Annotated in this window: 15 protein-coding genes; 11 read left to right on the forward strand and 4 right to left on the reverse strand. The window is 63.1% G+C overall.

The window, feature by feature from the left end; translation table 11 throughout:
* Window positions 1–59: 59 nt before the first annotated feature.
* A complete protein-coding gene (locus tag IVB28_RS16970) occupies window positions 60–746 on the forward strand; it encodes a DJ-1/PfpI family protein (protein WP_247527651.1) in 687 nt (228 codons plus the stop codon).
* Between the two features lie 503 nt (window positions 747–1,249).
* On the opposite strand, the gene IVB28_RS16975 is transcribed toward IVB28_RS16970, so the two are convergent.
* Window positions 1,250–1,660 carry an NADH:ubiquinone oxidoreductase subunit NDUFA12 gene (locus IVB28_RS16975; RefSeq protein ID WP_247527652.1) on the reverse strand — a complete coding sequence of 137 codons (411 nt, stop codon included), beginning with the start codon at window positions 1,658–1,660 and terminating at the stop codon, window positions 1,250–1,252.
* 244 nt (window positions 1,661–1,904) lie between these two features.
* Between IVB28_RS16975 and IVB28_RS16980 the strand changes: the two genes are divergently transcribed.
* The 3 genes from IVB28_RS16980 to IVB28_RS16990 all read left to right on the forward strand — a co-directional run bounded on the left by IVB28_RS16980 (window position 1,905) and on the right by IVB28_RS16990 (window position 5,513).
* Window positions 1,905–2,573 (forward strand): BA14K family protein, encoded by a 669-nt coding sequence (locus tag IVB28_RS16980; protein ID WP_247527654.1) that lies wholly within the window; start codon window positions 1,905–1,907, stop codon window positions 2,571–2,573.
* 286 nt (window positions 2,574–2,859) lie between these two features.
* Window positions 2,860–3,276: a response regulator gene (locus IVB28_RS16985; RefSeq protein ID WP_247528570.1), complete on the forward strand. Its 417-nt coding sequence runs from the start codon at window positions 2,860–2,862 to the stop codon at window positions 3,274–3,276.
* Window positions 3,273–5,513, forward strand: coding sequence for a CHASE3 domain-containing protein (locus IVB28_RS16990; protein ID WP_247527655.1), 2,241 nt, complete (start codon window positions 3,273–3,275; stop codon window positions 5,511–5,513). Before IVB28_RS16985 ends, IVB28_RS16990 begins: the two co-directional genes overlap by 4 nt.
* Here the strand turns inward: IVB28_RS16990 and IVB28_RS16995 are convergent.
* On the reverse strand, window positions 5,510–6,406 hold the full coding sequence (locus IVB28_RS16995; protein WP_247527656.1) for a DMT family transporter: 897 nt from the start codon (window positions 6,404–6,406) through the stop codon (window positions 5,510–5,512). The genes IVB28_RS16990 and IVB28_RS16995 overlap by 4 nt on opposite strands.
* Window positions 6,407–7,167: 761 nt before the next feature.
* Here IVB28_RS16995 and IVB28_RS17000 point away from each other — a divergent pair.
* From IVB28_RS17000 to IVB28_RS17020, 5 genes are all read left to right on the forward strand, one after another.
* The gene (locus IVB28_RS17000) at window positions 7,168–10,935 is read left to right on the forward strand and encodes a vitamin B12-dependent ribonucleotide reductase (RefSeq protein ID WP_247527657.1); all 3,768 of its coding nucleotides are present in this window, start codon (window positions 7,168–7,170) and stop codon (window positions 10,933–10,935) included.
* Between the two features lie 228 nt (window positions 10,936–11,163).
* Entirely contained in the window at window positions 11,164–11,946 is a 783-nt protein-coding gene (locus IVB28_RS17005) for a hypothetical protein (protein ID WP_247527658.1), read from the forward strand.
* 88 nt (window positions 11,947–12,034) lie between these two features.
* Window positions 12,035–13,312, forward strand: coding sequence for a nucleotidyltransferase (locus IVB28_RS17010; RefSeq protein WP_247527659.1), 1,278 nt, complete (start codon window positions 12,035–12,037; stop codon window positions 13,310–13,312).
* Window positions 13,290–13,967 carry a hypothetical protein gene (locus IVB28_RS17015; RefSeq protein WP_247527660.1) on the forward strand — a complete coding sequence of 226 codons (678 nt, stop codon included), beginning with the start codon at window positions 13,290–13,292 and terminating at the stop codon, window positions 13,965–13,967. Before IVB28_RS17010 ends, IVB28_RS17015 begins: the two co-directional genes overlap by 23 nt.
* Window positions 13,886–14,797 (forward strand): CBASS cGAMP-activated phospholipase, encoded by a 912-nt coding sequence (locus IVB28_RS17020; RefSeq protein ID WP_247528571.1) that lies wholly within the window; start codon window positions 13,886–13,888, stop codon window positions 14,795–14,797. The genes IVB28_RS17015 and IVB28_RS17020 overlap by 82 nt, the downstream gene beginning before the upstream one ends.
* A gap of 23 nt (window positions 14,798–14,820) precedes the next feature.
* Here the strand turns inward: IVB28_RS17020 and IVB28_RS17025 are convergent, their stop codons facing one another.
* On the reverse strand, window positions 14,821–15,069 hold the full coding sequence (locus IVB28_RS17025) for a hypothetical protein (RefSeq protein WP_247527661.1): 249 nt from the start codon (window positions 15,067–15,069) through the stop codon (window positions 14,821–14,823).
* A gap of 183 nt (window positions 15,070–15,252) precedes the next feature.
* On the opposite strand from IVB28_RS17025, the gene IVB28_RS17030 reads away from it, so the two are divergent.
* Window positions 15,253–15,768, forward strand: a complete 516-nt coding sequence (locus tag IVB28_RS17030) for a ParB N-terminal domain-containing protein (RefSeq protein ID WP_247527662.1) — start codon at window positions 15,253–15,255, stop codon at window positions 15,766–15,768.
* Window positions 15,769–16,061: 293 nt separating this feature from the next.
* Window positions 16,062–16,511, forward strand: a complete 450-nt coding sequence (locus tag IVB28_RS17035; protein WP_247527664.1) for a DUF2846 domain-containing protein — start codon at window positions 16,062–16,064, stop codon at window positions 16,509–16,511.
* Between the two features lie 50 nt (window positions 16,512–16,561).
* Here the strand turns inward: IVB28_RS17035 and IVB28_RS17040 are convergent, their stop codons facing one another.
* Window positions 16,562–16,828: a DUF2312 domain-containing protein gene (locus IVB28_RS17040; protein WP_247527666.1), complete on the reverse strand. Its 267-nt coding sequence runs from the start codon at window positions 16,826–16,828 to the stop codon at window positions 16,562–16,564.
* Window positions 16,829–16,928: the final 100 nt, after the last annotated feature.

Raw genomic sequence — 16,928 nt, forward strand, 5'->3', positions numbered from 1 at the left:
AGACACAAAGGCATCATGCCAATCTTCGCGCGTCAAGCTCAACGTTGGAGGACCTGCCGATGTCGTCACCGCTCCAGATCGGAATCCTGGTGTTTCCGCGCGTCACCCAGCTCGACTTCACCGGTCCCTTGCAGGTGTTTTCCATGGTGCCCGGCGCAAAGCTGCACCTGATCTGGAAGCGGATCGAGCCGGTGCCGAGCGATTCCGTGCTCACGCTGACCCCGACCACGACGTTCGCGGATTGCCCGCAGCTCGACGTGATCTGCGTGCCCGGTGGCGGCGGCACCAATGACCTGCTCAACGACGAGGAGGTGCTCGGCTTCCTGCGCAAGCAAGCGGAGGGCGCAAAATACGTTACCTCCGTCTGCACGGGATCACTGGCGCTCGGCGCCGCCGGACTGTTGAAGGGCTACCGCGCCGCCACCCATTGGAGCGCGATGGAAATGCTCGGCCAGTTCGGCGCCACGCCGACGAAGACACGCGTCTGCGTCGACCGCAATCGCATCACCGGCGGCGGCGTCACCGCGGGAATCGATTTCGCGCTGACACTGGTGTCCATCATGATCGATCGCACCACGGCGGAGGCGATCCAGCTCCAGATGGAATACAATCCGGCCCCGCCGTTCAATTCAGGCTCGCCCGACACGGCGTCCGCCGAGGTGCTGGCCTTGCTTAGGGAACGCGGCGCAGCGAACCAGGCGCGGCGACTTGAAGCCGTCAAGCGTGCGGCTGAGCGGGTGATGTAGCGCGCGCCCATGCTCTGATGTCCCGGACGAGCTGCGGCGTGCAACGCTGCTGCGCAGAGCCGGGACCAGGAAGCCACACCATCCGTTGCAATATGGGCCCCGGCTCAGCAGCGCACCGTCGAAGAGACGTTGCGCTGCGTCCGGGCACGACAGCTTCGTGCTGGTCCCTCAAAGAAAAAGGCCGCTCGGTTTCCCAAGCGGCCTTTCCTGTCTTACGGCGGCTGCACATTTCATCGGGCGATTTCGGAGCTTCCAGACCGGGGGCCTATCTCCCGATCGAGTCCTGGTCGGCGGCCGCTGCATTTCGGGACAGTCGCGAACTGTTGCCCGAACCGAACGCGATGGTCTCCCATCTCCGTAAGATGGGACCATTGAGCCGCATCGCTCGCATGAGCGCAACGCCCGCACAGGCAGCATCCCCGCTGTTCCCGTTGTCCACAGCGGCATGAGGCGGATGCGCATGCATCCAACGCCGCGACCACGATTCGCGGCCGCGCAGATGCTTAGTTGGTGGGGGTCCAGGGCTGATAGTCGCCGGTCGCCTTCGGCCGCTTGCCGCTGGCAAGGGTCGAGCCCGAGGGACGATAGGCCTTTGCCGTGCCGGTGAGATTGGGCTGGTGCGGCTTTTCCCACTCGCGCGGCTGATAATTGGCCTCGGTCGGCGGCACATCGACCATATGATGGATCCAGCCGTGCCAGGACGGCGGGATCCGGCTCGCCTCGGCATAGCCGTTATAGATCACCCAGCGCCGCTCGAAGCCGAGCGCCGGGTCGATCGCCCCGCCGCGCGTGCGATAGTAGAGATTGCCCTGCTCATCCTGGCCGACCAGCTCGCCGTAGCGCTTGGTCCAGAGTTGGGTGCCAAAAGTCTGGCCATTCCACCAGGTGAAGAACTTGAGGAAGAATTGTTTCATGCGGCAAGGGCCCTGCTTCGTCGGGTCCTGATGCCATCCGGACGGTGAAATGTCCAGTTCGGCGGGGGCGGCAGTGCTCTTCCCTGAATGCCCGCCGCGACACAAACGCTGCCGCAAATCGGACGCGATCCGTTCATGCGGGGTACAGGGGTCGCGAGCCAGGCTCACCTTTGCACGCAAACCGGCGTGATCCCAGGAACCCCAGCGCTTTCGCAGGGTTTGCTTCCGGGAAAGGAGTTCAACCATGAATAGTCTGAAAGTCTTGAGTGCCGCCGCAGCGTTGGCGCTCGTTCTACCCATGACCTCGCCCAGCTTCGCACAGGGGCCCGGCGGTGGCGGCCGTGGCGGTGGTGGTGGTGCCCACATTGGCGGAGGTGGGGGCGGCGGCGCTCACATCGGCGGTGGCGGTGGCGGCGCCCACTTCGGTGGTGGCGGCGGCGCGCGCATGGGCGGCGGCAGCTTCAGCGGCGGCGGAGCCCGGATGGGCGGCGGCGCCGCGTTGCAGGGAGGTGGCGGCAACTTCGCGGCCGGCCCGGCGGCGCGTCCGAGCGGCGGCACGTCCTTCACCGGTGGCGTCAACCGCAACTTTGCGACCGCCAATGGCGGCACCTGGCAAGGCAGCGGCGGCAACTGGAACGGCGGAAGCTGGCGTCATCATCATCGGCGTGGCGGCTTCTGGCCCGGCTTCGCGACGGGCGCCGCGATCGGCGGCCTCGGCTCGTACGCCTATTACGGCGGCGGCTATTACGATGACCCCTACTACTATGGCGACAGCTACTATGATGAGCCGACCGTAGCGGTCGTCCCTGATGGCGGCGGCGATGCGGCCTATTGCGCGCAGCGCTACAAATCGTACGACCCCGCCTCGGGCACCTATCTCGGTTATGACGGCCAGCGGCATCCCTGCCCGTAAGACGGCCTGAACGATCGATGCAACAAACCGCATGGGCGGCGCCGGTGATGGCCGGCGCCGCCCATCGCGCAATGGTGACGCCCTTCGAGTTTGCTGCAACCTTTCATCAAACCTGCTCGCATTCGCGTGACGCACGTCATCCGAGAGGGCGAAGCGGGCTCAGCCATGGAACCGCGTCCTCCTATTCACCGCACCGTGCATATCTACCCTTATCCAATCCAAAATTGACCCGGTGCGCGATTCACCTGTATCACCGTCGTGGGAACTTCGATTGCTGGGAAGTGTCATGCCGCGCGTACTCGTGGTTGACGACGATCCGATGGTCGGCGCGACCATCGAAGTCCTCCTTCAACGTCAGGGCTTCGACGTCACGCTGGCCGACGGTGGCGAAACAGGACTGGCTGCGCTCGAAGCGCAGGCCTTTGAAGTGATGCTGGTTGACATCTTCATGCCGCATATGCGCGGCTTCGAGTCCATCCGCATCTTCCATGAGCGCGCGCCGGCAACTCCGCTGATCGCGATGTCCGGCTACGCCTTCGCCTCATCCGCCTCGCCCTCTCCCGATTTCCTCCGCATGGCACTGGAGCTCGGCGCAACACGCTGCCTGCGCAAGCCCTTCACGCCCGAAGCGTTGCTGACCGCGATCCGGGAATGCCTCGGGGGCGAGAGCGCGCAGCCGAAGGACAAGAAAGAAGCACCTTGATCCCAACGCAGCGCGTCATTCTCGGTGCTGGACTTGCCATCCTCCTGATCATCACGGCAGCCTCGATCGCCCTCGACGTCAAATCGCGGTCCGATGCGGCGTGGGTCAATCATGCCATCCAGGTGCAGAAGAAGATCTCCGATCTGCGCGTGCTGCTGCGCCGCGCTGAGAGCGCCGCGCGCGGCTTTGAGCTCTACCGAGGTCCAGCCTTCAGCAGCGAATTCGAATCCGTCCACGCCCGGATCGCACCGGCCCTCGCCGAGCTCAAGCGCGGCGTGCGCGACAATCCCGATCAGGTCACTCTGCTGGAGGGCACCGAGCCGTTGGCGCTGCGCCGGATGGAGATCGCGGCCGAAGCGATGCGCCTGCGCGCCGCGAACGATGAGGCCGGCATTACCGCGCTCAACCGCAAGGCCGAAGGTCGCGGCCTCATGGACACGGTGATGGGCAATCTCGACCATCTGAGCGCGGAGCAAGAACGCCTGCTCGCGGCGCGCTCCCAGGATTCGCGCCGCACCGGCATCGTGCTGCTCGGCATCGACGTCGCCGGCGCCGTGCTGATCCTGCTGCTGGTCGCGCTGGTGATGCGCGAGAGCCAGCGCGCGACGGTGCAGCTCCAGAGCACGCTGACCGAGACCACGGCCGCCAAGGAGGCGCTCGCTGCGGCGGTGGCCGAGCGCACCGAGCATCTGGTCACCGCGCATGACGAGCTGCGCCTGTCGGTGAACGTGCTGCAAAGCACGTTTCACAGCATGGCGGAAGCGGTGCTGGTCATCGACGCCGACGGCAATGTCCTTCTGTCCAATCCGGCCGCAGAGCGCATGCTGTTGCATCGCACCGGCATGAACCTGCGCAATCTGCGCGCGCTATCGGACGTATTCCAAGGCGACGGCGTCACCCCGCTCAAGGCGGACGAGCTGCCCTCGGCGCGCGTGCTGCGCGGCGAGAAGTTCGAGGACATGGAGATGATCGTCCGCCCGCACAGCGGCAATCCTCCCCGTCATCTCATGATCAGCGGCCGGCCGATGCTGGACGGGCACGGCAACATTTCCGGCGCCGTGCTGGTCTATCACGACGCGACCATGTCGCGCGAGACCGAGCGGCAGCTGTACCAGTCGCAGAAGCTGGATGCGATCGGCAAGCTGACCGGCGGCGTCGCGCACGACTTCAACAACATGCTGACCGTGATCTCCGGTAACACCGAGACGCTGGTGGCGAGCCTGAAACAGCAGCCCGAGCTTCAGCGCGCGGCACAGCTGATCGACGATGCCGCCGAGCGCTGCGCCGAGCTAATCCAGCATCTGCTCGCCTTCGCGCGCCGGCAGCCGCTGCAGCCGCGCAATGTCGAGATCAACGCGGCGATCGCGGACGTCGCAAAACTCCTGCGCCCCACCCTCGGCGAGCAGATCCAGATCGAGACCGTGCTGGAACAGGGACCGATGACCGCGCACATCGATCCGTCGCGGCTCACCAATGCCGTGCTCAACATGGCGATCAACGCGCGCGACGCCATGCCGAACGGCGGCAAGCTGCTGCTGGAGACCCATCGCGTCGTGCTGGACGAGGCCTATGCGCACGCCAATGCCGACGTGGTGCCCGGCCCCTATGTCATGCTTGCCGTCAGCGACACCGGCACCGGCATGTCCGGGGAGACCCAGCAGAAGGCGTTCGAGCCCTTCTTCACCACCAAGGAGGTCGGCAAGGGCTCAGGCCTCGGCCTCTCCATGGTCTACGGCTTCGTCAAGCAGTCCGGCGGTCACATCAAGATCTACAGCGAGGAAGGCCACGGCACCACGATCAAGCTCTATCTGCCGCCCGGCGAAGGCGCGACGGATGTGGCAGCGGCCGTCGCGCCGCAGGCCGAAGGCGGCGCCGAGACCATCTTCGTCGTCGAGGACGACAATCTCGTGCGTAACTTCGTCATCACGCAGCTCCAGAGCCTCGGCTACAAGACGGTGGCCGCGCCGGACGGCAAGGCCGCGCTCGAATTGATCGACGCCGGCGAGCCGTTCGATCTGCTGTTCACCGACGTCGTCATTCCCGGCGGCATGAGCGGGCGCGAGCTCGCCGAAGAGGTGGCGAGGCGCCGTCCCGGCCTGAAGGTGCTCTACACCTCCGGCTACACCGACAACGCCATCGTCCACCACGGCAAGCTCGACGACGGCGTGATGCTGCTGACGAAGCCGTACCGGCGAAACCAGCTCGCGGAGATGATCAGGAGGGCGCTGGCTAGCTAACGCGTCGCCAGCACCACCGCCGCCAGCGTGAAAATCAGCGCGGCGATCTGCCCCGGGCCTAGCGGCTCGTGCAGCGCGATCGCGGAGGCGACGACGCCGATGACCGGCACCGCCATCGTGCCGATCGCGGCGACCGAGGCCGGCAGGCGCGCCAGCGCTGCGAACCAGCTGACATAGGCGATGCAGAACTGCACCACGGTCGAATAGACCAGCAGCCACCAGCCGAGCGGCGTCACGCGGTCCAGATGCGTGGTCTCGACCAGGAGGCCGATGATCGAAATCGGCAGGCAGCCGATCCCGATCTGCCAGGCCGCGGCCGTCAGCGGCGGCAGACGGATCGGGTACTTCTTCGAGAACACCGTGCCGATCGCAAAGCCGAGCGCGCCGCACAGCGCCATGATGATTCCGGGCAGCTTCTCGAGGCTGGCGGTGATGCCGTTGCCGCCCATGATCGAGGCGAGCCCGACGAAGGCCATCACCAGCCCCAGCGTGCGCAGCAGCGTCGGCCGCTCGCCCAGCACCGGCCAGGCGATGATCGAGGCCCAGACCGGCATGGTGTAGGCGATCAGCGCCGCCTCGCTCGCCGGCAGCCAGAGCAGCGCGAGGCCCATCAAGACCATCCAGCCGGTGACGTTGAGCACGGCGGCGGTGACGAGGCGCGGCCAGATCGCGGGATCCACCTTCAGGCTCTGCCGGCGCATGACCGCCAGCGCCGCAAGCAGGAGCGCGCCCAGCACCCCGGTCACGCCACGCAGCGTCAGCGGCGGCAGCTCGGAAAGCAGGAATTTCGTCACCGGCCAGTTGAAGCCCCAGCCGATCGAGGTGATGGCGAGGAACATCAGGCCGGCCGGGGCGATGCGCGGTCGCGGCACCGGCCTCGTCGAATCAAGCATGTGGGGTACCCGGCAAAATTGAGCGTCAGCTTGGCGCGGATTCGTGGCCCAAACCACCACCTCGGCAGGCATGCCTGCCCTCGCCTTCCGTAGGGCTACGTGAGTCCTGCTGACGCAACCCCATCGCCTAAAAATATACCTGCCCTGTGAACAGCGGGATGAAGCATCCGCGTCCCCACCGAATGCAAATTTTTTCGGTTGGGAATCCCTGAGGACTCACTGATACTTGGCTCCACTGCAGGCGCGGGCTTACCCCCTGTTATCCCCCACAATCCACCATATTTAGTATTTGATTCAGGAACTCGCACTAGTTCTTGACGGGCGCAACGGAGAGTCCTAGCTTTCGATCCGTCCGGCGCGAGTGAGTTTGCGTCCCGCCGGCGCTCCCCAAAGGGTCTCGCAAATCGACACTCCGCCCGCCAGCCAAAGGTAGCGGATGAGGGCTTGTCTGCCCTCGAAATGCGGGCTTTTCGGGCGCCAGAACGGGCCGGCAACGGGCTCGCAAGGCAGTTGTTGAAGTGACTGTGGGGCGTTGAATGCATGTCGGGCCCATCCCCTTGGGGGCGGATGTGTCTGGACATGGCGGCGGATGATCGATGCGTGCATCGAACCATTGCGCCGGCAGAACAAGGGCCGGGTCCACCGGCTGAACTGCGATGCCCAAAGGCCGAACGGCCGACAGGCGCCGCGAAATGAAATGTCGGCCCGGCACGCCTTCAACGAGGGGCGAGACCGGTCAAAGAAAAGGACGGGGCAAGACCATGCGGATTGAGCGGCGCCACACCACTTCGGGACAGTCACCTTACGCGGGAATCGATTTCCGCCTGACCACGTCGGAGATTCGCAATCCCGACGGCTCGGTCGTGTTCAAGCTGGAGAATGTCGAGGTCCCGACCGCCTGGTCGCAGGTCGCCTCCGACGTGCTCGCCCAGAAGTATTTCCGCAAAGCCGGCGTTGCCGCGCGCCTGAAGAAGGTCGAGGAGGAATCCGTCCCCTCCTTCCTGTGGCGCTCCGTGCCCGATACCGAGGCCCTTAGCCTCCTGCCCGAGAAAGAGCGCTATGTCAGCGAACTCTCGGCCAAGCAGGTGTTCGACCGCCTCGCCGGCTGCTGGACCTATTGGGGCTGGAAGGGCGGCTACTTCACGTCGGACGACGACGCGCAGGCCTTCTATGACGAGCTCCGCTACATGCTCACCATGCAGATGGTCGCGCCGAACTCGCCGCAATGGTTCAACACCGGGCTGCACTGGGCCTATGGCATCGACGGCCCCGGCCAGGGCCATTATTACGTCGACCCCTTCACCGGCAAGCTGACCAAGTCCAAGTCGGCCTATGAACATCCGCAGCCGCACGCCTGCTTCATCCAGGGCGTCGGTGACGACCTCGTCAACGAGGGCGGCATCATGGACCTCTGGGTCCGGGAAGCCCGCTTGTTCAAGTACGGCTCCGGCACCGGCTCCAACTTCTCGCGCCTGCGCGGCGAAGGCGAAAAGCTCTCCGGCGGCGGCCGCTCCAGCGGCCTGATGAGCTTCCTCAAGATCGGCGACCGCGCCGCCGGCGCCATCAAGAGCGGCGGCACGACCCGCCGGGCCGCCAAGATGGTCGTCGTCGACGTCGATCACCCCGACATCGAGACCTATATCGACTGGAAGGTGAAGGAGGAGCAGAAGGTCGCAGCCCTCGTCACCGGATCCAAGATCAACCAGAAGCACCTCAAGGCGGTGCTGAAGGCCTGCGTCAACTGCGAAGGCTCGGGCGATGATTGCTTCGACCCCGAGAAGAACCCGGCACTGCGCCGCGAGATCAAGCTGGCGCGCCGCAGCCTCGTGCCCGACAATTACATCAAGCGCGTCATCCAGTTTGCGAAGCAGGGCTACAAGGACATCCAGTTCGACGTCTACGACACCGACTGGGATAGCGAAGCCTACCTCACCGTGTCGGGCCAGAACTCCAACAACTCAGTCTCGCTCAGGGACGACTTCCTGCGCGCCGTCGAAACCGACGGCGACTGGAATCTCGTCGGACGCACCACGAAGAAGATCACCAAGACCCTGAAGGCGCGCGACCTCTGGGAGAAAATCGGCTACGCCGCCTGGGCCTCGGCCGACCCGGGCCTGCACTTCAACACCACCATGAACGACTGGCACACCTGCAAGGCGTCCGGCGACATCCGCGCCTCCAATCCGTGCTCGGAATACATGTTCCTGGACGACACGGCGTGCAATCTGGCCTCCGCGAACCTCCTGACGTTCTACGACATCCCCTCCAAGCGCTTCGACGTCGACGGCTACGAGCACCTCTGCCGGCTCTGGACCGTCGTGCTCGAAATCTCCGTGATGATGGCGCAGTTTCCGTCGAAGGCGATCGCCGAGCTCTCCTACGAGTTCCGCACCCTCGGCCTCGGCTACGCCAATATCGGCGGCCTCTTGATGACCATGGGTCTGCCCTATGACAGCAAGGAAGGCCGTGCGATCGCCGGCGCGCTGACCGCTGTGATGACCGGCATCACCTACAAGACCTCCGCGGAGATGGCGGCCGAGCTCGGCACCTTCCCCGGCTACAAGAAGAACGCCGCGCACATGCTGCGCGTGATCCGCAATCACCGCCGCGCCGCCCATGGCCAGTCCAACGGCTACGAGGCGCTCAGCGTCAATCCAGTGCCGATGGACCTCGTCTCCTGCCCGCAGGCTGACCTCGTCAGCCACGCGCAGGCGGCCTGGGATGCAGCGCTCGAGCTCGGCGAGAAGCACGGCTATCGCAACGCCCAGACCACGGTGATCGCGCCGACCGGCACGATCGGCCTCGTCATGGATTGCGACACCACCGGCATCGAACCGGACTTCGCCCTGGTGAAATTCAAGAAGCTCGCCGGCGGCGGCTACTTCAAGATCATCAACCGCGCGGTTCCCGCGGCGCTGCGCGCGCTCGGCTATCGCGAAGCTGAGATCGCGGAGATCGAGGCCTACGCTGTCGGCCACGGCTCGCTCTCCAACGCCCCCGGCATCAACGCCTCGACCCTCCGGGCCAAGGGCTTCACCGATGAAGCCATCGCCAAGGTCGAGAAGGCCCTGCCGACCGCCTTCGACATCAAGTTCGCCTTCAACAAGTGGACCTTTGGCGAAGACTTCATCCGCGACCAGCTCGGCATCAGCGCCGAGGCGATCGCGGCCCCCGGCTTCGACCTGCTCCAGGCCGTCGGCTTCACCAAGCGCGAGATCGAGGCGGCCAACGTCCACATCTGCGGCGCGATGACGGTGGAAGGTGCTCCGCACCTCAGGGCCGAGCACTATCCGGTGTTCGACTGCGCCAATCCCTGCGGCAAGATCGGCAAGCGCTATCTGTCGGTCGAGAGCCACATCCGCATGATGTCGGCGGCGCAGCCCTTCATCTCGGGCGCGATCTCCAAGACCATCAACATGCCGAACGACGCCACGGTGGAGGACTGCAAGTCCGCCTACATGCTGTCGTGGAAACTCGCATTGAAAGCCAACGCGCTCTATCGCGACGGCTCCAAGCTCAGCCAGCCGCTCAACTCGCAGCTCATCAGCGACGATGAGGACGAGGACGATGCGATCGAGTCCCTCTACGAGAAGCCGATGGCGGCGCGTGCCGCCCAGGTCTCGGAGAAGATCGTCGAGAAGCTGGTCGAGCGCATCATCGTGATGCGCGAGCGCGAGAAGATGCCGGACCGCCGCAAGGGCTACACCCAGAAGGCGGTCGTCGGCGGCCACAAGGTATACTTGCGCACCGGCGAATATGACGACGGCCGTCTCGGCGAGATCTTCATCGACATGCACAAGGAAGGCGCGGCACTGCGCTCCTTCATCAACAACTTCGCCATCGCGGTGTCGCTCGGCCTGCAATACGGCGTGCCGCTCGAGGAATATGTCGACGCCTTCACCTTCACCCGCTTCGAGCCGGCGGGCCCCGTGCAGGGCAACGACAGCATCAAATACGCGACCTCGATCCTCGACTACGTCTTCCGCGAGCTCGCGGTGAGCTACATGTCGCGCTTCGACCTCGCCCATGTCGATCCGACCGAGTCGAACTTTGACGCACTCGGCAAGGGCGTCGAGGAAGGCAAGGAGCCGGAGGACCAGAACCACCAGGCGACCAGGCTGGTGTCGCGTGGCCTCACCCGCTCCCGCACCGACAATCTGTTCGTGATGCGCGGCGGCTCGACCGTCGTCGCATCCGGCAATGACAGCGCGCCATCAGGCGGCAGCAAGGTCACGGCCCTGGCGCACGGTGCCTCAGCCCGCGTCGGCGACGCCATCGAAGGCGCCGTCGCCCTGAAGCAGGAAGTCCAGCACGACCTCTCGCCGACGGAGAAGCTGGAGCAGCTGCAGTGGAGCAAGGCCGGCAGCGCCGCAACCGTCGCCGTCCCCAGCAAGGCCGAGCGCCGCGCGGAAGCCAAGGCCAAGGGCTACGAGGGCGAGATGTGCAGCGAGTGCGGCAACTTCACGCTGGTGCGGAATGGGACCTGCATGAAGTGCGATACTTGCGGAAGCACGACGGGGTGTTCGTGAGGGGCGGGCGCAACGAACTAGGTGTCGTTTTCACCAAAGAAAGCCCGCGACTCCCACTCTAATGCCTGCGATCGCGGGCCTTCAATCCACGGATCCCCGCTACGCGGGGTTTCCAGCCGGCGAGAGGCCTGATTGGCCTCTCGCCGGCGACGTTTGAGCCGGGCCAATGGCCCAGGTGCCCCGAGGCACCACTGATGAAGAATTGTTCGTTTCGACGAGGTCAATTCGATGTCGAGTGACGATTTCATAGTCGATCCGCTGCGGGACCTCGAAGTCCACGGGCACGCGAAGGCTCTGCGCAGCTCTCTGGGCTGGGAGAACTCCGAACGGGTCGATCCCCTCGACCTCGAATCGGTCAACGAGATCTGGACTGTTCGCGGGAAAAAGCCGTTCAGGTTCGAAGTCGTGTCCGATGCCGAGCTCCCGGACGATTCTGGGCTGACCACTTACGACGGCACATGCATCGTCGTGAAGATTCCAAGGCGGATCCGCCACAAGGCGTTCATGGGTGACGGCTATGCGCGATACACCATCGCCCATGAGCTCGGCCACGCCGTTCTTCACATCGATCAGCTGTTAAAGGGAGCGACGCTTCCACGGCGTCGCGTGGGGAATGCGACCCCCGCCTGGATCCCAAAGTTCAAGTCCGCCGAGCACCAGGCCATGGTCTTCGGCGGGGCGTTCCTTATCAACGACGCTACCGCGCGCGTACTCTCCTCGGCAGACGAGGTATCCGTACAGGCCGGCGTGAGCTTGATTGCCGCGCGCATTTACTTCGAGCAGGTGCAGGAGGAGCTGGCGAGACCGGTGGTTGCAGCGCGGGTCCAAAAGATCGCCGACGAGGTTCAGGAGATCTTGTCGTCAAATCCCGTCCCTCCGCAAACTTCGTATTTGAACGAGGTCTGCTCCTGCTGCGGTCAGCAGAAGCTCTTCCCCGTCGGCCACAAGTTCATGTGCCAAGCCTGCGACACGGTGTACGACCGGTTCCAAGACGGCGACGAGGTCCAGTAACGTAGCGTTCCTACACCGAATGGTTTTAGCGGTACTGGGGCGCGGAACGAAACAGGAATTGAAGCTAGAGTTGTAGAGGAGCGTCGATATGAATTATTCCGATCGCTATCTGCGTCAGATCGCGAACTACTCCACGATGGACGTCATGCTGGCGGACGTCGCGATCCGGATCCAACTCGGTCCGACCGACTACCAGCTCGCCGTCGACCACTACCACGCGATCAACGATTGGCTCGAGCGGGACGATAGCCCGCTCAAGGGCTATGTTCGGGACTTCTACACGCAGGGCGGCTTCGCGATCGGCGCCACCGTCGCGCGCCACTCCAGTGATGACGAATTCGACATCGACGTCATGGCCGACCTCGCCTTCCGCGCCGACGTCGACCCCGAAGATGCACTCGCGACACTGCACGACGCGATCCGCGGCGAGCGCGGCTCGCGCTACCACCTCAAGACCGATCGGAAGACTCGCTGTAGCACCGTCAATTACGACGGCATGCATCTCGACGTGACCCCCACCGTTCGCCTCCCGGGCACTATCGAAAAGACGGGACTTATCTTCCACTCGAAGCCGGAGGAGCCGTGGGCGAAGAAGTCCCTGTTCGCGAACCCGCATGGGTTCGCGCAGTGGTTCATGTCCAAGACCCCGCCGGATCAGGATTTCGGCAACTTCTTCGAGCGACGGTCACTGGACTACGATCGCGAGCGCGCGATCCTCTCAAAGCGCGCAGACGCTGTCCCCGTGCCACAGCAGAGTCCGGCATACCAGAAGTCGCGTGCCGTCATCGCGCTGCAGTTGATCAAACGCTGGCGCAACCTGGCCTACGACAAGCGGCACCCGAATCGGCGGCTGCCGCCTTCGGTGTTGCTCGCCTATTACGTGGCCAATCATGCCAATCGGGCGAAGTCGCTGGTGGAGGAGCTCTGTTTCCAGGCCGAGAGCATGCTGGCCATCCTTGGGGAGGCGCACGACCACGGCGAGAAGGTCTTCGCCAGCAACCCGGTGTGTAACGATGACATCCTCACGGACCGCTGGCCCACCGACCTGAGCGACCAAGCCATCTTAATTCGCGAACTAGGCGACCTCACCGGCAAGCTACGACGGCTCAGCGGCGAAATCCGTCTGCCCGAGATGCAGCAAATCCTTGAGGATCTGTTCGGCGAGAAGCCAGCGCGATCCGCGGTGAAGGACCACGTTTTGCGCGTCGGCAAGGACGTCGGCTCGAACGGCAGCCGCTTCATGCCGGGCAAGGCGACTATCTCAGCCGCCGTGGCCGGCGGCGCAGCGGCACCGAGCGTCGCCTTCTCGGCGCCGCCGCACCGATTCTTCGGCGATCACCCCGATGACTTACCGAACCATCAATGAGCAAGACGGCGAGATTCGGCGCGTCTTTCCCGACTTCCGGCTGACTGCACATGCCGATTGGATCGCCGTATGGGAAGGGCCGCTCAAACCGGCCTCGAAGAGCTACCGCGTCCGTATCGTCCACTTTGCGAAAACGATCTTCACCGGATGGATTCTTGCAAACAACTACGTGACCGTCCACGTGGTCGATCCCCTCATCGGCGGGGACATGTTGGTGAACGAGAAGCTTCTGCCGCACATTTATTGGAATGATCGCAATCCTGCTTGGCCAGCGCTGTGCTTGTGGGATCCGGCTGAGATGTTCTGGACGCCGGAGATGTCGATCGCGAAGACGATCATCCCGTGGACCTCGGAATGGTTGCTGTTTTTCGAGTACTGGCAGATATCGGGCGAATTCTTGGGACCTGGCCGACACCCGCCGAGGAGACGTAAAGAATGCCTAAGCCTGCCGACTTATTCGGACCCGGAGACCCACGCTCGAAGGGCGCGATTCCGCAACGTTGAATTCCACAGGATTGGCCGAAGGGTCGGCGTTTTCGGATCTTATCTCTGGATGGGGGCGGCATTAAAGGCCTGTTCTCTGCAACTGTTCTCTCCGAGCTCGAACAGCGGTTTCTGGACGGCCAGCCAATCACCAAGCATTTTGATTTGGTGACCGGCACGTCAACCGGGGGAATTATCGCGCTCGGCCTTGGAGCTGGCCTGAGGGCGTCAGAACTCGTCGAAATGTACTCACACCGCGGCGCAGAGATTTTTCCCGAACGCGGCAGCGTTCGCAGAAATCTGCAAGCGTTTCGAAATCTTGTTCACTATTACTATGAACGAAATGCCTTGGAGAACGTCCTACTGGATGTTTTAGGGGCGAAGCTCCTTGGAGATTCGATTGTCCGTCTTTGTATTCCCGCTTTCGAAGGGAGGGACAGCGAAGTCTTCGTATTCAAGACACCACACCACGCCGACTATAGGGTAGATCGCTTAGAGCCTATGGTGAAGGTTGCCCTAGCAACCTCCGCTGCACCTACCTTCTTTCGCCCCTTAGAGCACGAGGGCTACACGCTGGTAGATGGAGGTGTGTGGGCTAACAATCCCATTATGCTGGCGGTTGTTGAGGCTCTGATTTGCTTTAATCTTGAACGTGATCAGATCGATGTACTGAGCATAGGTTGCGGCGACGACCCATACATTGTCTCAGAAGCACAACTGAATTCCGGTGGTAAACTAGCCTGGAACGATGTGATCTTCGCAGCGATGCGCCTGCAATCCCTGTCTGCGACCAACCAAGCACGACTTCTATTGAGCCCAGCGGCCGTTCGGCGCATCGATCCGCCATTCCCAGCCGAACCAATTGCCCTTAATGACTTCCGTAGATCTCTCACGGAACTTATTCCCGCCGCTCGAGCGATCGTTGACCAGCATGGAGATCAACTCGCGAGAGACTTTCTCTCTACACCGGCGCCTTGCTATAGGCCTCAACCGATGACGTAACCGTGCGCGTCATCGCTCGCTCGCTATTTGCGCCGGAATGTTACATGTCTGCGCAATCGATCGACCTCGGCAGTGAAACCGGCGGTTACCCAGGCCTTGCTCTGCGAGTGAGTCGTTTTCTCAGGATCTTCGTTGCTCCACCACTCGTCATAGTCACGAGAAGAGGGCGGAAGTGGGTGCCCAATTAAGGCTTCGATTTCCTCGAACGATAGAGCCAGTGAGTCTTCCCGGAATGCGGTCAATCGGCTTTTAAGCGGATCATATTTGGACATTTCTCGCCTCCTTCGGCGGAGCGAACCGATACTAATTACCACCTAATCAACAAGCATGATGGGTTTCGCAAGAGCGAAACCCACCTAAGAGCCGAATAGCCTTTGCGGTCGAGCCCTTCCCTTCTAAACTCAGACCTCCGCCGGCTTGAGTTCCGACGGCCCCGGTAGAAGCGGAGTCAACTTATGCCCAAACCGGAAAGCTTCCCGATCGAGAAGATCTTCGTTCCCACGAAGCAGAAGAAGGCCATCAAGCCCGAGATCGTCGGGGAGATCGCGGAAAGCATGCTGGACATCGGGCAGCAGGAGCCCATTTCCGTTCGGCTAGACGGAGACCGCCTCGTTCTGGTCGAGGGACTGCATCGGTTAGAGGCCTGCAAGGCGCTCGGCGAGACGACCATACTCGGTGTCCTGGTTCCGGGCGAGCTTGCGCAGCACAAGCCGCTGCTCTCCGAGCGGCCCGAAGTCGAGGCAGAGCGCATCAAGATGGCGCGATTGAAACAGTTGCGCCTCGAGAAGGAAGCCGCGGAGGCATCGATGTCTGCCCCGAAGCGCGTCAGCGCAACGGAAGCGCTGCGCGCGCGTCCGACCAAAGGCGCTCGCGACAACGCGAAGACATCGCCGGGCCGGACTGCGAAATCGACGTCGAGATCATTGTCGGACTGGATCACGCAGCAAAAGGGAAGTGGCAACCGCTATTGATTGCCGGCTCGTTGCCAAAGAAGCAGCCCGTAGGATGGGTAGAGCCCTTGCGAAACCCATCATTCCGCGACGGCTATTGATGGCTTTGCTTCGCTTGACCCATCCTGCGAGCCGAAGATGTCTACCCATACTTCGTCTTCCCGCGCGCGGAAATGATTGGTAGGCTCTCCAACTGATGCTTGCATGAACCGGTTTGGGGCGCAGTATGATGACACTTGAATGCGGGTGGTCCGCGCGGACCACTCGGTCGTTCAATAAGATGCTCAATTCGATTTTTGCGTTGAGCACGCTTGGTGTTGCTGCAAGCCGCCTCAGAGACCTCCGCCTTCGCTCAAAACCAGGCATCGGACACGCGGCAGGGCCACATCTACTTCATCCGGCACTCCAGCGTTTTGAGCCGGCTTGGCAAACCGGACATCAAGGTCGATGGCAAAGTGGTGGGCGAGCTCGCCGTTGCCACATACATCCTCGTCGATCGGCCGGCAGGGCCACACACCATCACGGTCGTTGGTGCCATGGATTCAGTGGGGTGCGAGGCCGAGATTCGCGTGCAGCCCGGCATGTCCCACTATTTCGAAATGGGGCCGATCGTGAACATCAACATGGATACGTTCAATATTGCCTCGATGGGCGTCACCGGACGGCCTGTCCCCTGCCGCAACAGGCATAACACGCCCTACATGTTCTACTCGCTTGATGCGACTGCTGGAGCTGCCGCGGTCGCAAGGATCAAGGGCCGGTAGCCGCAATCTCAGACCGCGGCCACCTCTCCTCGCCGATCAACCCGATCGTCTCACGCCGCTTTCGCCTGCTCCGGCGATGCCGTCTCCATCGCGCGCATGTAGAGGTCGAGCAGGCTTTCGCGCTCGTCGCGCTCGTTCTTGTCTTCCTTGCGCAGCTTGATGATCTCCTTGAGGATTTTCACGTCGAAACCCTCGCCCTTGGCTTCCGCGAAGATCTCCTTCTTCTGTTCGCTCAACTCCTGCATTTCGCTGTCGAGGTTCTCGATCCGCTCGACGAAGGAACGGATCTTGCCGCCGGGAATGGTGATGTCGGACATGGTACCTCTTTGCTGACTGAGGTCGCGAAAATGACCGCAAAGACATGACCAATGTGTTAACCTCGCCGCCCGCGCATTGCCGCGCTGAAACGCCGAGGGA

The organism is Bradyrhizobium sp. 199 (assembly GCF_023073355.1).
Lineage (GTDB): Bacteria > Pseudomonadota > Alphaproteobacteria > Rhizobiales > Xanthobacteraceae > Bradyrhizobium.